13 protein-coding genes are annotated in these 14,350 nt (G+C 39.4%); 12 read left to right on the top strand and 1 reads right to left on the bottom strand.

Features of this window, described 5'->3' with window-relative positions; all coding sequences use genetic code 11:
• The first annotated feature begins 29 nt into the window (after positions 1 to 29).
• The 12 genes from ACSAMO_RS03170 to ACSAMO_RS03115 all read left to right on the top strand — a co-directional run bounded on the left by ACSAMO_RS03170 (position 30) and on the right by ACSAMO_RS03115 (position 12,915).
• Complete coding sequence (locus ACSAMO_RS03170; RefSeq protein ID WP_499209836.1) at positions 30 to 2,186, top strand: S-layer homology domain-containing protein; 2,157 nt, start codon at positions 30 to 32, stop codon at positions 2,184 to 2,186.
• Between the two features lie 399 nt (positions 2,187 to 2,585).
• On the top strand, positions 2,586 to 4,073 hold the full coding sequence (locus ACSAMO_RS03165; protein ID WP_499209835.1) for a rhamnulokinase: 1,488 nt from the start codon (positions 2,586 to 2,588) through the stop codon (positions 4,071 to 4,073).
• Positions 4,074 to 4,211: 138 nt separating this feature from the next.
• The gene (locus ACSAMO_RS03160) at positions 4,212 to 5,753 is read left to right on the top strand and encodes a DUF3794 and LysM peptidoglycan-binding domain-containing protein (RefSeq protein ID WP_499209834.1); all 1,542 of its coding nucleotides are present in this window, start codon (positions 4,212 to 4,214) and stop codon (positions 5,751 to 5,753) included.
• Positions 5,754 to 5,851: 98 nt separating this feature from the next.
• On the top strand, positions 5,852 to 7,261 hold the full coding sequence (cysS, locus tag ACSAMO_RS03155; protein WP_118446249.1) for a cysteine--tRNA ligase: 1,410 nt from the start codon (positions 5,852 to 5,854) through the stop codon (positions 7,259 to 7,261).
• A gap of 32 nt (positions 7,262 to 7,293) precedes the next feature.
• Positions 7,294 to 7,692: a Mini-ribonuclease 3 gene (locus ACSAMO_RS03150; protein ID WP_022229889.1), complete on the top strand. Its 399-nt coding sequence runs from the start codon at positions 7,294 to 7,296 to the stop codon at positions 7,690 to 7,692.
• Entirely contained in the window at positions 7,688 to 8,563 is an 876-nt protein-coding gene (locus tag ACSAMO_RS03145) for a transketolase (protein ID WP_499210083.1), read from the top strand. The genes ACSAMO_RS03150 and ACSAMO_RS03145 overlap by 5 nt, the downstream gene beginning before the upstream one ends.
• Positions 8,563 to 9,492, top strand: coding sequence for a transketolase family protein (locus ACSAMO_RS03140; RefSeq protein ID WP_499209833.1), 930 nt, complete (start codon positions 8,563 to 8,565; stop codon positions 9,490 to 9,492). Before ACSAMO_RS03145 ends, ACSAMO_RS03140 begins: the two co-directional genes overlap by 1 nt.
• 17 nt (positions 9,493 to 9,509) lie before the next feature.
• Positions 9,510 to 10,058: a hypothetical protein gene (locus ACSAMO_RS03135; RefSeq protein WP_308456237.1), complete on the top strand. Its 549-nt coding sequence runs from the start codon at positions 9,510 to 9,512 to the stop codon at positions 10,056 to 10,058.
• A gap of 185 nt (positions 10,059 to 10,243) precedes the next feature.
• A complete protein-coding gene (locus tag ACSAMO_RS03130; RefSeq protein WP_022229885.1) occupies positions 10,244 to 10,729 on the top strand; it encodes a CarD family transcriptional regulator in 486 nt (161 codons plus the stop codon).
• Between the two features lie 62 nt (positions 10,730 to 10,791).
• Positions 10,792 to 11,481, top strand: a complete 690-nt coding sequence (gene ispD, locus ACSAMO_RS03125) for a 2-C-methyl-D-erythritol 4-phosphate cytidylyltransferase (protein ID WP_499209832.1) — start codon at positions 10,792 to 10,794, stop codon at positions 11,479 to 11,481.
• Entirely contained in the window at positions 11,478 to 11,945 is a 468-nt protein-coding gene (gene ispF, locus ACSAMO_RS03120; RefSeq protein WP_147513662.1) for a 2-C-methyl-D-erythritol 2,4-cyclodiphosphate synthase, read from the top strand. Before ispD ends, ispF begins: the two co-directional genes overlap by 4 nt.
• Before the next feature lie 13 nt (positions 11,946 to 11,958).
• Positions 11,959 to 12,915: an HAD-IB family phosphatase gene (locus tag ACSAMO_RS03115; RefSeq protein WP_499209831.1), complete on the top strand. Its 957-nt coding sequence runs from the start codon at positions 11,959 to 11,961 to the stop codon at positions 12,913 to 12,915.
• Between the two features lie 160 nt (positions 12,916 to 13,075).
• Here ACSAMO_RS03115 and aroA read toward each other — a convergent pair whose 3' ends face one another.
• On the bottom strand, positions 13,076 to 14,341 hold the full coding sequence (gene aroA / locus ACSAMO_RS03110) for a 3-phosphoshikimate 1-carboxyvinyltransferase (protein WP_499209830.1): 1,266 nt from the start codon (positions 14,339 to 14,341) through the stop codon (positions 13,076 to 13,078).
• Between the last annotated feature and the right edge of the window lie 9 nt (positions 14,342 to 14,350).

Genomic DNA, 14,350 nt, shown 5'->3' with positions numbered 1-14,350 from the left:
TTATAATAACTGGAGAGAGGGAGAGGTTTATGAACATGAAAAAAATGGTTTCCTGCTTGGTTGCAGGATCAATGCTTACAATGGCAGTGTCTGCTTTTGCTCAGATTCCGGAAACACAGGTTTCTACAATCGACAATGCGGCTGTTGTAGCATTCAATGGGGTAAACGCACATCAATCAATGAATATTGAGGGTGACGTGTATGCAGGCGGACAGGTCAAGTTTGACAATGCCGGTGAAAACTATCTTGACGGTGATATAATTTCATCACAAGAAGTAAGCTATCAAGACGAATATTCTGCAATCCTTAAAGACACAAACAGAAAAGGTGTGGATAAGGTTGAAGAAAATATGTCAAAGTATCTTGATGCATATTATCCCGATACTTATCTTACAGATGATTCTGTAAAACCCGAAACACCTGCTTATGAAGATGTAGAATACACATCTGCACAAGGTTGGGTAGGTGTTAATGCCTGGTCGTATCCGAGTCTTCCTACCGATGAAAACGGTTATCCATATTACACAATTTCAGAAAATACATCATTTGACGGACTAAGCGTTCAAGGCGGTAAGGTTGTTATCGATACAACAAACGGTCCGGTATATGTAAAAGTTAATCAATTATCATTCTCTACTGCTAACGATAAGAAAGGTTATATTGAAGTAGTAGGCGACAATCCTGCATATCTTATTTCACAAGCTCCGGGTGAGGCTATGGTAAACGTAGTTGACACAGGTGACGGTACATTTGATTTCGGTACAGGCGATTTGAAATGGATTATCGTTCCGAGTCAATGGGGTGACAGCTGGGTTTCAATCGGCAGTACAAGTGCAAACTCTATGATTTGTGCGGATATTTACTATGACGGTGAACCGCAGAATTTATCATTTAATGCTCCGACAAAGGGTGATATAGTTCTTGGCAGCGCACCTGTATCATTCGGTAATACATTTACTCTTGAGGGTGACATTTATTCTTACGGAACATCAAAGTTTGACTTTGACGGTAAGATTACAGGTGACATTGTAACAAAGGCTGAAACAGTAAGATTTGCAAACAGCGGTCAGTATGCTGACGAAAGAGTTACAGGTAATGTAAATGCAATCAATGCAACTTCATATGAAGTATCTTGCCATATGGTAGGTAACACTGTAACAAGTGCGGAAACATTCAACATTTACGGCGGCGGTACTAATATTGAAGGTACAGTATATGCTCCGAAAGCTGATGTAAAGATTGGTACAACATCAGGTAACGGTATTAACCGCGGTCAACTAATCTGTAATTCACTTGATATTTACGGTGAAGGTGCGGTAATTTGGGGTCATGCAGGTAATACAACTCCTGACGTAACACCTGTACCGTCAGAAGAACCAACACCGGAACCAACTGAAGAGCCTACACCTGCTCCGACTGTTACACCGGGCGAAGAAGTGGATCTTCAAGGCCTTGGCTATGCGTATATATTCGGTTATGAACCTGCTATTCAAAGAGTAGACGTAACTGACGAAGAAGGTAACGTAGTCGGCGGTAAATGGGTTGCAGAGGTTAAGATGGCTCCTGACGATGCTGTTACAAGAGAACAGGTTGCAGCTATGATTACAAGAATGGTTGACCAAAAGTACGGTACAACAGATACAGTTTATCCTGTAACAGATAACATTGCAAAGCATGAGGGTACATGGTATGTAAGAGGTCTTGCATATCTTGCTCAAAAGGGTGCATTTGACGGTGTTGATTCAGTTGAAATCGGTGCAGTTACAAGAGGCGAAGTTGCAAAACTTCTTGCATACGGTTTGGGACTGACAAAGACAGGCGAAACTGAATTTACTGATATTGCTGATTCACAGTATAAGTCATATATCGAAACAGTAGTTGCTTACGGTTATATGAATGGTACAAGTGATACAACATTTGAACCTGACAGAGTAATGACAAGAGCAGAATTCTGCCAAATGTTCAATAATGTTATCGGACGTACAGATATGGGTCTTGTAGCTCAAGACGGTACAACAGTAACTCCTGAATTGTATTCAATCGTAGACATTGACGGTCACTGGGCAGAAGATGCTATGCTAAAGGCAACAAGTGCTTATGACGATAACGGTCTTATTGATACAGAAACAAGAATAGCTAATATCAGAAACGTACTTGATAAGTATGATTCACAAACTTGGTATTAATTAGATTAAAAACTCCGACTTCGGTCGGAGTTTTTTTGTGTGGAAATATATTTTGTTGGAATGGTGTCACGAAACACTTTGTAGGGGCGACCATTGGTCGCCCAAAACGGAGAGAAGTGGACGGCACCACGACGTCCCACAAAAGCCACCCCTCAGACGACTATGTTGCAAGCTCCCCTCAAGGTGAGCTTTGTGAAATATGGCGGACAACGAAAAGCCTCTCCTTGAGTAGAGGTGTCACGATAGTGACGGAGTGATGGCGAATCATACTATTTAAACTGTAAAAATAAAAACTTATTCCTATAAATCAAAAATGCACTATGTGTAATATTGACATAGTATTTTATTTAATGTATAATATATTTAGTAAAATTTATTTTTAAGAAAAGAGGAAAGAATATGGGTAAAAAGTATAAATTTTTAGCATTTGACTTTGGTGCGTCATCGGGACGTGCAATGCTTGCCACATTTGACGGTGAAAAAATCACTCTTGAAGAAAAACACCGTTTTTCAAACGACCCTGTTAACATAAACGGAGATTTGCATTGGGACGTTCTTAGATTATTCTTTGAAATCAAGCAAGGTATCTTAAAGTGTGCAAATTCGGGTGACAGAGATATTGACTGTATCGGTATCGACACATGGGGCGTTGACTATGGTTTGCTTGACGAAAATGACAAGCTTATCGGCAATCCTTACCACTATCGTGATACAAGAACAGAGGGTATGTATGACGAGGCATTTAAACTTGTTCCGAAAGAAGAAATTTTCAAGGGAACAGGTATTGCTTTTAACTGGTTCAATACAATATATCAGCTTTTGTCAGCAAAGCTATCGGGTGATACTTCACTAAAAAATGCAAAAACTTTGCTTATGATGCCTGACTTATTCAACTTCTTCTTAACAGGTGTTAAAAAGACTGAATACACAAATGCGTCAACAACACAGATGTACAACAGTGAAAAGTACGAATGGTCATACGATTTGTTAAAGAAACTCGGTATTCCGACAGACATTTTAACAGATGTTATATTCCCTGGTGAAATTGTCGGCAAAGTAAAGCCGGAACTTGCAGAAGAACTTGGTATTGAACAAGTGCCTGTTGTTGCGGTTGCTTCACACGATACGGGAAGTGCCGTTGCTTCGGTACCGGTTGTTGACCAAAAAGACTTTATTTACATATCTTCGGGTACATGGTCACTTATGGGTGTTGAACTTGACAAGCCTAATACTTCGGACGGTGCATTCAACCATAACTTTACAAACGAGGGCGGAGTTAATAAGACAATCCGTTTCTTGAAGAACATTATGGGACTATGGCTAATCCAAGAATCAAGACGTCAATGGGACAGAGAAGGCGAACTTCTAAGCTTTGACGAACTTGAAAGACAGGCAAATGCGGCAGAACCTTTTGCAAGTCTTGTTGATCCGGATTATGCAGAGTTCCAAACACCGGGTAATATGCCTAAGCGTATAAAGGAATACTGTAAAAAGACAGGTCAGAAAGTGCCTGAAACAAAGGGCGAGGTTGTAAGATGTATCGCAGAAAGTCTTGCGTTCAAGTATCGTCAAACTGTTGAAGGTATGGAGGACGTTACAGGCAACAAGTACAATGTTGTTAATATTGTCGGCGGCGGTATCAAGGACAAGATGATTTGTCAATTTACCGCAAACGCAACAAAGCGTGTTGTTAGCACAGGTCCTGTTGAGGCTACAAGTATCGGTAACGTAATTGTACAGGCAATGGCTATGGGTGCGATTAAGGACATCAATGAAGGCAGAAAAGTTGTTCGCAATTCATTCGATATTAAAACATACGAGCCGCAAGATTCAGAAAAGTGGGATGCGGCTTACGAAAAGTGGAAAGAAATTATTAAAAACGCATAATTAAGAATAATTCATAAAAATTCTCATAGTATTTACTATGAGAATTTTTTTATTAGAAAAGTTTGAATAAAGTTGTACACAGAAATGTGAACAATTTTTTAGATTTTTATTTAACGAAAGGAGAGAATTATATTAATTATGGAATTAGTAAAGGAGAATGTAACTGTAAATCAAGTTTCATGCAAGGGCGACACGCAGGTGCTTGTTGATGAGGACATAATCGTACCCGATGTGAAACCCGATATACTAAAAATTTTGCAGCTTGACGCAGTATCGTGTATTACGAACAAGGAAATTACAAACGGACGAGTAAATGTCACAGGCAGAGTTGATTTGAAAATTTTGTACATACCCGACAGTGACCGAGAAAAGATAAAAAGTATTATAACGTCGTTTGACTTCACGCAAAATGTGGACAGCAAAAATATAACCGACGATATGACTGCAATTATAATGGCAAACGTGGATAGAGCCGAATTTTCGCTTATAAACAGTCGTAAACTGAGAATTAAGGTGATTGTGGGTTTGGACTATGAGGTTGTAGCCGAAAAGAATGTTGAGATAGCGGTTGAAGCGGAGGATTGCGACAATGCGGAATTGCTCAAGGAAAACGTAAAACTGCAAAATTGTATCGGACTGACGGAAACTGAATTTTCTGTAAAGGAATCAATAGAAGTTCCGAACGGTCAGACATCAATCAACGAGATATTGAAAGTCGATACAAAAATATCCGATTCGGAATATAAAGCGGTTACGGGAAAGATTGTTGTAAAGGGAGAAATAAGTGTATGCGTTCTGTATACCGACAGTGACTGTTGTATTCAGTTTATGGAAAGCGAAGTGCCTTTTACGGAAATTATTGATTGCGACGACGCCGGTGACGAAACGATGTGCGATATTGATTACAGCATATCGGACGTAAGGTATAAGGTTGTCGAGGATGATGACGGCGATAACAGAATTGTTGATATTGATGTAACCGTTACGGCACAGGTTAAGGCAACGGAAAATGTGTCGGTGGATATGATATGTGATTGCTATGAGCCGTTTACGAAAACTAAGCTTTTAAAGGAAGAAGTGGAACTTGAAGAAGTTGTGTCACGTCCTTCATCACAGAACACAATTCGTGAAATGGTGGAAATGGGCACGGGTACACCGTCCGTTTCTGGCGTGTATGACGTGATAACAAGACCGTATATCACAAAGGCACAGATACAACGCGGTAAACTTTTGGCAGAGGGTAAAATCGAGGCATATATTTTATACTTGACAGACAGCAACGAAAGCCCCGTTTACAGTATGAAAAAAGAATTGCCGTTCAGCTATATGCTTGACTGCGAAAGTACGTACAGTGACCTTATTCCGGAAATAAAAGCGGAAGTAAAGCACACTGCATATAATTTGAACGTGGCGGGTGAAATTGAAATCAGATGTATTTTATCGCTTAACGCAAATATAATCAGAAAAAGAAAAATCGAACTTGTGAATGAAGTGGTGACAGAACCGCTTGAAAACGGTGACAAAAACGGTATAGTGATTTACTTTGTTCAAAAAGGGGATAATCTTTGGGAAATTGCAAAACGATACGCAGTACCGCAAAGCGAAATTTTGAGGTTTAACAATATGGAAAAATCCGACAAACTTGAAATAGGAAACAGATTATTTATTCCTAGCATATAAAAACATAAATACAACTTCTATTTTTTAAAAATAGAGGTTGTATTTTCTTTTATTTTGCGATATAATTAAAGTTAGAATGGAAAAAGGAAGTAGTGCTTATGAAAATTTATAACACATTAACAAGACAAAAACAGGAGTTTGTCCCTATAAATAAAGGTGAAGTTAAAATGTATTCATGCGGTCCTACTGTATATGACTATTTTCATATAGGAAATGCAAGACCGTTTATTGTTTTTGATACAATGCGCCGTTATCTTGAATATCAAGGATATAAGGTAACATTCGTACAGAATTTTACGGATATAGACGATAAGATGATTAAACGTGCAAATGAAGAAGGTATAACGGTAAAAGAGCTTGGTGAAAGATTTATTGCGGAATATTTTAAGGACGCACAGGCAATCGGTATTCACAAAGCTACAATTCACCCGAAAGCAACGGAAAATATTGATGCGATTATCAATGTTGTAAAGAAACTTGTTGATAACGGCTATGCTTACGATGTTGACGGAAACGTGTATTTCTCTACAAAGAAATTTAACGAATACGGCAAGCTTTCAAAACAGCCATTGGAAGATTTGGAGGCAGGTGCAAGAATTGATGTGAACGAACATAAAAAGGACGTTATGGACTTTGCACTTTGGAAAAAGCAAAAAGAGGGCGAACCTGCTTGGGAAAGCCCATGGGGAATGGGCAGACCCGGTTGGCACATCGAGTGTAGTGCAATGGTGAACAAGTATCTTGGCGAAACGATAGACATTCATTCGGGCGGTCAAGACTTGATTTTCCCACATCACGAAAACGAAATTGCACAGAGCGAATGTGCAAATGGAAAGCCTTTTGCACATTATTGGATGCACAACGGATATATTAATATAAATAACAGGAAAATGAGTAAGTCACTCGGAAATTTCTTTACTGTTCGTGACATACTTAAACAGTATGACGGTGAAGTGGTACGTTTCTTTATGCTTTCGGCTCATTACAGAAATCCTATTAATTTTGATAATGAATTAATGGAACAGGCAAAATCTGCTGTTGAAAGAGTTTACACTTGCATAGACAATCTTGAATTTTTACTTCAAAACAGTGAGGACAGAGAACTTACAGACAGTGAAAAGGAGTATTCAAAAACTCTTGATGACTGCAAGACTAAATTTATTGCGGCAATGGACGACGACTTGAATACAGCCGACGCAATCGCGGCAATATTTGATATAGTTTATGCGTCAAACACCGCATTGTCAAATGAAAATAAGAATGCGAAAGTTGTTGTTGAAAAGACGCTTGACCTTATACATGAGCTTGGCGGTGTACTCGGTTTATTCCAAAAGACACAGGAAAAGTCGATAGACGCAGAGGTTGAAGAATTAATCGAAAAGCGTAACAAGGCAAGAAGTGAGAAGAACTGGGCTGAAGCTGACGCAATTCGTGATAAGCTTAAAGCTATGAATATTGAGTTAAAGGATACACCGATGGGTGTAAAGTGGAACTACATCTCAGAATAAAAAATTTGCCCACAGTGCTTGGGGAGGTAACTATGCTTACAACTAAAAAGCCGTCACAGTTTTCGCCTTTGGCGCTTGCCTATATAGGTGACGGAGTGTATGAACTTTTTGTTCGTACACGAATTATAGAAGAACACGAAAATCTTCCTGCAAACAAACTGCATAAAAAGACTGTTCAGTATGTCAAAGCACACGCACAGTCAAACAGTATAGACGCAATGCTTGAACATATGACAGATGATGAAACGGCGGTATACAAGCGAGGAAGAAACGCAAAATCGAATACAGTGCCGAAAAACGCAAATATGACGGAATACCGCAGAGCAACGGGATTTGAGGCACTTATAGGATTTCTGTATCTTTCGGGAGAAACGGAAAGACTTGACACACTTATGAATATCGCGTATGAAAATGCGTTAGATAATAATTAATTTAAGGGAGGAAATACGACACATGGATAAGAAAAGAGTCACAGAGCTGTCAATCATTGCAAACAATGTTCGTAAGCACGCTCTTACAGCCGTATACAGTGCGGCATCGGGACATCCGGGAGGTTCATTATCTGTAGCAGATGTTTTGACATTGCTTTACTTTGAGGTAATGAATGTAGATCCGAAAAATCCTAAAATGGAGGACAGAGACAGATTTGTTCTTTCAAAGGGTCACACAGCACCTGCACTATACGGTGTACTTGCAGAAAAAGGATTTATACCAAAAGAGGATATTAAGACATTCAGAAATGTAAACAGCTATCTTCAAGGACATCCTGATATGAACAAAGTACCCGGCGTTGATATGTCAACAGGTTCATTGGGACAAGGTGTGTCAGCCGCAGGCGGTATGGCACTTGCAGCAAAGCTTGACAACAAGGATTACAGAGTATATTCTGTTCTTGGTGACGGTGAGCTTGAGGAAGGACAGGTTTGGGAGCAAGCTATGTTTGCCGCTCATTACAAACTTGACAACTTTACAATTTTCGTTGATAACAACGGCTTACAGATAGACGGTGACATTTCTAAGGTAATGAATCCTAATCCTATCGATAAGAAGTTTGAGGCATTCGGTTGGCACGTTATAAAGGTAAATGCTCATAATTTTGAAGAACTTATGGCGGCTGTTGACGAGGCAAAGGCTACAAAGGGACAGCCTACCGCTATTATAATGAAGTCTGTTAAAGGCAAGAATGTTTCATTTATGGAAAATAACGCAGGCTGGCACGGTTCTGCACCTAATGAAGAACAGTACAATCAAGCAATCGCAGAGCTTGATGAAATAATCAAAGGATTGGAGGCGAGTCTGTAATGGCAAAGAAAGCTACAAGAGAATCATACGGAGCGGCGCTTGTAAAGTACGGTGAAAACCCTAACATAGTTGTGCTTGACGCTGACCTTTCAAAATCAACAAAAACAGAAATGTTCAAGAAAGCATATCCTGAAAGATTTATAAATATGGGTATTGCAGAAAGTAATATGATGTGCGTGGCAGCAGGACTTGCCGCAAGCGGAAAAATCGCTTTTGCGTCAACATTTGCAATGTTTGCCGCAGGCAGAGCCTTTGAACAGGTTAGAAACTCAATCGGCTATACAAAACTTAATGTTAAAATCGGTGCTACTCACGCAGGTATTTCTGTCGGTGAGGACGGTGCGTCACATCAATGTCTTGAGGACATCGCTTTAATGCGTTCAATTCCTAATATTGTTGTTATAAACCCTGCCGATGATATTGAGGCTATGCAAGCTGTTAAGGCGGCTATTGACCACGACGGTCCTGTATATATGAGATTCGGTCGTCTTGCCGTTGAGGACGTAAACAGTGAGGACTACAAGTTTGAACTTGGCAAGGGCGTTCAACTAAAGGATGGTAAGGACGCAACAATTATTGCAACCGGTCTTATGGTAGGTATGGCACTTGAAGCGGCAAAAATGCTTGAAGAAGAAGGCATTTCCGCAAGAGTAATCAATATCCATACAATCAAGCCTATAGACGAAGAAATAATAACAAAGGCTGCTAAGGAAACAGGTGCTATCGTAACAGCTGAAGAGCATTACATTATGGGCGGTCTTGGAAGTGCCGTTACGGAAGTGGTATGTGCAAATGCTCCTGTACCTGTTAAGATTATCGGTACTGACAGATTCGGTAAATCGGGTAAACCGGCTGAATTATTTAAGGAATACGGTTTAACTCCTGAAAATATCGTTAAGAATGTAAAAGATGCCATTGCAATGAAATAATCATTGGAGGTAAAATTATGAAAAAGTTATTGCTTGTGTTAGCAAGCTTGGCCATGATAATAGGTTTGTGTGCTTGCGGCGGTGGCGGCGGACTTTTTGCAAAGCCGACACCTACACCGATACCTGAAATCGACCCGGCGACACTTATCACAACTGATGATGTTGCACTAAATGCCGGATATACACCTGTTATTGAGGAATCAGGTACAAGCCGTAACGGTAATGTTGCGACAGTGCTTTACAGAAGTGAGCCTATAGGTCAAAATGATACTGTAACGGTTAAGGTTACACAGTTCACAGATACTATTGATTATCAAATGCTTTTCGACCAGTACGAACAGGAAAAGTCAAAACGTTCTTCTGCTGAATTGGTTGAGGGTATAGGACAGGAATCGTATATAGCGTTTCCGACTATCCATGTGTACGACAGAGGCTGTATAATTGAGATTACAGCCGGTTCGGGCAGTGACGATAATCAAAAGACTTTGCTTAAAAATCTTGCGATTACTGCGGCGGGTCGCTTGGAAAGCATAATTCCCGACAACACAGGTCAAAATAAAGAATAAAAACGAAAAGGATATTACTTTAGAGTGGTATCCTTTTTATTTTGACAATTTATTAAAAAAATTACACAAAAGGGGTTGATTTTTTTTGGTAACTATGATATAATCAAAAAATTTGACATTTGGGGCGTTTTGTGTTATAATTATGTTGTTAAGATAGTGGTTAATGAGAAAGGCGGTAAGTAAAGATGTATAGTGTCGGCGATAAAGTTGTACATCCTATGCACGGTGCAGGTACAATAGAAGAAATCAAAGAAATAGAGATTGTCGGCAAAAAACGTCAATACTATGTTCTAAAGTTTGCCATAGGCAATATGGTAACAAATGTACCGATAGAAAACAGTGAAGAAATCGGTATTCGTCCTGTTATAGAAAAGCAGGAGGCAAAAAAGGCACTTCAATATTTTCGTGACGCGGAGCTTGAAGATGACGCGAATTGGAATAAACGTCAGAGAGATAATCTTATTAAGATTAAGTCGGGAGATATTTATCAAGTGATTTTGGTATTGAAAGAACTGATGTACCGTGAAAAAATAAAAGGTCTTTCAACAAGTGAAAGAAAGACTCTTACCAGTGCAAAACAGATTGTTGTAAGCGAACTTGTCCTGTCGGAAGTTGCCGATGTTAGTGATATTGAAAGCATTTTAAACGATACTGTTGACGCGTTGGTTTGATATGTGATTAAAAGTGCAGAGCTATGTTTTATGGCTCTGCTTTTATTTTGAAAGGATATATTATGAAAATAACAGCGGTTATAGTTGCAGGAGGCAAAGGCACAAGAATGGGTGCCGATAAAAATAAGGTTTTTCTTAAAATATTGGGACGTGAAGTGCTTTATTATACAATTTCGGCATTTGAAAAAAATGATAAAATTGATGATATTATAGTTGTCACAGGCAAAAATGATATAGAAGAATGTCAAATACTTGTTGACAAATACGATATAAAAAAGGTATCATATATAACAGAAGGCGGTGCGACACGTCAGGAGTCTGTTATGAACGGACTGAAAAAAGCCGAAGGTGATATTGTGCTTATACACGACGGCGCTAGAGCACTTGTGACAGATGATGAAATTAATAATTCTGTTGCGGATTGTATAAAATTCGGTGCGGCGGCGGTCGGTGTTAAATGCAAGGACACGCTGAAAAGTGCGGACAATGACGGTTTTATAGTAGGAACTGTTGACAGAGAAAAAACATTTATGATTCAAACTCCGCAGGTGTTTTATCTGGATAAGATACTTGATATGCACCAAAAAGCACTTGACGAAAATTTTGTCGCTACTGACGATTGTATGATTGCCGAACATTACGGTGTTAAGATAAAAATAAGTGACGGAAGTTATGATAATATAAAGCTCACAACTCCCGAAGATATGATAATCGGTGAAAGAATACTCAGAAAGCGAGGTATTACGGAATGAGAATAGGACAGGGATATGACGTTCATAAGCTTGTAGAGGGCAGAGATTGTATAATTTGCGGTGTTAAAATACCGTATGAAAAGGGACTTTTGGGACATAGTGACGCAGACGTGGCACTTCACGCACTTGCAGACGCAATTCTCGGTGCGGCGGCACTCGGAGATATAGGAAAACATTTTCCCGACACAGACGAAAAGTATAAGGGCGCGGACAGCCGTATGCTTTTGAGAGAAGTCGTAAAGAAAGTGGCTGAAAAGGGATATTCCGTGGGTAATGCAGATGTTACGATAGTGGCACAAAGACCGAAGATGTTACCGTATATTGAGCAAATGAGAAAAAATGTTGCAGATGATTTGAATGTCGGTATTGATGATGTCAATATCAAGGCGACAACAACCGAAAAACTCGGCTTTGAGGGCAGAGGTGAGGGCATTTCCGCAACGGCGGTTGTATTATTGAAATAGGGGGATATATGGCTTGAATATTTACGATTTTGATGAAACAATTTATGACAGTGACAGTACAAAGGATTTCTATTTTTACTGCTTGAAGAAATACCCTAAAATATTGCTTAGTGTGCCGATTATGGCATGGACATTCTTTTTGTACATTTTGGGAGTTAAAACGAAAACGCAGTTTAAGGAAAAAATGTATAGATTTTTGACATATGTACCTGACATAGACAGTGCGTTAAACGATTTTTGGAATGTAAATGAACACAAGGTTAAATCTTGGTACAAGGACAGACAAAGGGAAGATGATATAATAATTTCAGCCTCGCCCGAATTTTTACTTGAACCGATATGCGAAAGATTGGGTATAAAAAATCTTATGGCTTCAAAGGTTGATAAGCATACGGGACTGTATGACGGTGAAAACTGTTGGGGAGAAGAAAAGGTTAAACGTCTTTATGAGAAATTCCCAAATGCTAAATGTGAGGAATTTTATTCCGATTCACTTTCTGATACACCGCTTGCCGAACTTGCGGATAAAGCAATGATTATAAGAGGAAATGAACTTATTGAGTGGAATGAGTATAAACCGTCAAAATTAAAAATGTTCTTGTCAAGAGAATTTTTGTCGTTCCTTATTGTCGGCGGAATTAATACGGTGAGCAATGTAATTTTTTCAACAATATATTCATTGTTTATTCCAAATACCACACTTGCATTTTTTCCCGGATATATAACGTCAAATGTGGTGTCGTATTTGCTGAACAGTAAGCTTACATTTAAAGAACGTTTGGGATTTGTTAAGTTTATAAAATTCTTTATATCGTATATTCCGAACTTCATAATACAGACAATTATCGTTTGGCTGTTTGATAATTTCATTCACGGTCCAAGCGTCATCGCTTACGCAATCGCCGCCATTATCGGCGTGCCTGTGACGTTTGTGTTTATGAAGATATTTACGTTTAAGAAAAATGATTGATATTGTAGGGGCGACCACAGGTCGCCTTTTTTGTATGGTCACCAAAAAATAAAAAAAGCCACCACTCCGTCACTGCGTGACACCTCTCCTCAAGGAGAGGCTTGTTGGCTCCCATCGAGGGGAGCTTTCAACGCAGTTGACTGAGGGGTGGCTTAAAATTTTATTTCCCTAATTTATAAAAATCATCAAAGAAAGTCGGGTATGACACGCACGCACAATCGCTGTCGTCAAGTGTTGATTCACCGTCGGCGAGTTGTGCAAGCACTGTAAGACTCATAGCCATTCTGTGGTCGTCGTATGTTTTGAAATCAGCACCGTGAATACTCTTACCGCCGTTTATAATCATACCGTCGTCGGTTTCGGTAATATCGATACCGCATTTATTAAATTCGTCAACTACCGCACGAATTCTGTTTGTTTCTTTAACCTTTAATTCCTGTGCGTCTTTAATAACCGTTTGACCGTCTGCAAAAACTGCCGCAACTGCGATAATAGGAAGTTCGTCGATAAGTCGCGGAATAATATCGCCGCCGACTGTTGTGCCTTTTAATGACGAAGAACGCACTGTAATATCCGCAACGGTTTCACCTGCCGAAGTATGTACATTTTCAAGTGTAATATCTGCACCCATATCCTTTAAAACGTCAATAATACCTGTTCTTGTAGGGTTTATACCGACATTTGTTACTGTAATTTGCGAGTTCGGCATAATTGCACCAAGTACCAAAAAGAATGCGGCTGAAGAAATATCGCCCGGAACATCAACATTAACTGCCGTAAGGTCGTTTGTAGGTTTTACAGTAATATCAAGATTATCAACTGTTAAATCCGCACCCATAGCACTTAACATAAGTTCTGTATGGTCGCGTGATTTTTCAATTTCGTGAATAACCGTTTCACCGTATGCATAAAGTCCTGCAAGGATTATCGCAGTCTTAACCTGTGCGGACGCAACAGGCATTTTGTAGTCTATACCGTGCAATTTTGTACCCGTAATATAAAGCGGACAATATTCATTTTCGATTTTTGCACCCATCATTGAAAGCGGTTGTACGACTCTGCCCATAGGACGTTTTTGAATAGACGCGTCACCCGTAATTGACGTATCAAAATTTTGACCTGCCAAAATACCGCACAAAAGACGTGTCGTAGTACCGCTGTTGCCTGTATAAAGCATTTCATCAGGCTTTTTAAGACCTCTTAGACCGTTGCCGTGAACGGTTACGTTTTCACCGTTTATATCTATATCAATTCCCATTTTTCTGAAACAGTCAATAGTTGAAAGACAGTCCGCACCCTTTAGAAAACCGCTTATTTCGGTTACACCGTTTGCAAGCGAGCCAAGCATAACGGCACGGTGTGAGATTGATTTATCGCCGGGAACTTTAATTTGTCCGATGGCTTTTTTTATTTTCTGAATTACCATTTCTTATCC

This window comes from Ructibacterium sp. SJQ-7 (assembly GCF_054696575.1).
The sequence above is the reverse complement of the archived record's forward strand: the minus strand, read 5'-3'. Positions and strand labels throughout refer to the sequence as shown.

Bases quoted from the DNA above. Each gene is read 5' to 3' on its own strand.
- ACSAMO_RS03170 (WP_499209836.1), top strand. From the start codon at position 30: ATGAACATGAAAAAAATGGTTTCCTGCTTGGTTGCAGGATCAATGCTT.
- ACSAMO_RS03165 (WP_499209835.1), top strand. From the start codon at position 2,586: ATGGGTAAAAAGTATAAATTTTTAGCATTTGACTTTGGTGCGTCATCG.
- ACSAMO_RS03160 (WP_499209834.1), top strand. From the start codon at position 4,212: ATGGAATTAGTAAAGGAGAATGTAACTGTAAATCAAGTTTCATGCAAG.
- cysS (WP_118446249.1), top strand. From the start codon at position 5,852: ATGAAAATTTATAACACATTAACAAGACAAAAACAGGAGTTTGTCCCT.
- ACSAMO_RS03150 (WP_022229889.1), top strand. From the start codon at position 7,294: ATGCTTACAACTAAAAAGCCGTCACAGTTTTCGCCTTTGGCGCTTGCC.
- ACSAMO_RS03140 (WP_499209833.1), top strand. From the start codon at position 8,563: ATGGCAAAGAAAGCTACAAGAGAATCATACGGAGCGGCGCTTGTAAAG.
- ACSAMO_RS03135 (WP_308456237.1), top strand. From the start codon at position 9,510: ATGAAAAAGTTATTGCTTGTGTTAGCAAGCTTGGCCATGATAATAGGT.
- ACSAMO_RS03130 (WP_022229885.1), top strand. From the start codon at position 10,244: ATGTATAGTGTCGGCGATAAAGTTGTACATCCTATGCACGGTGCAGGT.
- ispD (WP_499209832.1), top strand. From the start codon at position 10,792: ATGAAAATAACAGCGGTTATAGTTGCAGGAGGCAAAGGCACAAGAATG.
- ispF (WP_147513662.1), top strand. From the start codon at position 11,478: ATGAGAATAGGACAGGGATATGACGTTCATAAGCTTGTAGAGGGCAGA.
- aroA (WP_499209830.1), bottom strand. From the start codon at position 14,341: ATGGTAATTCAGAAAATAAAAAAAGCCATCGGACAAATTAAAGTTCCC.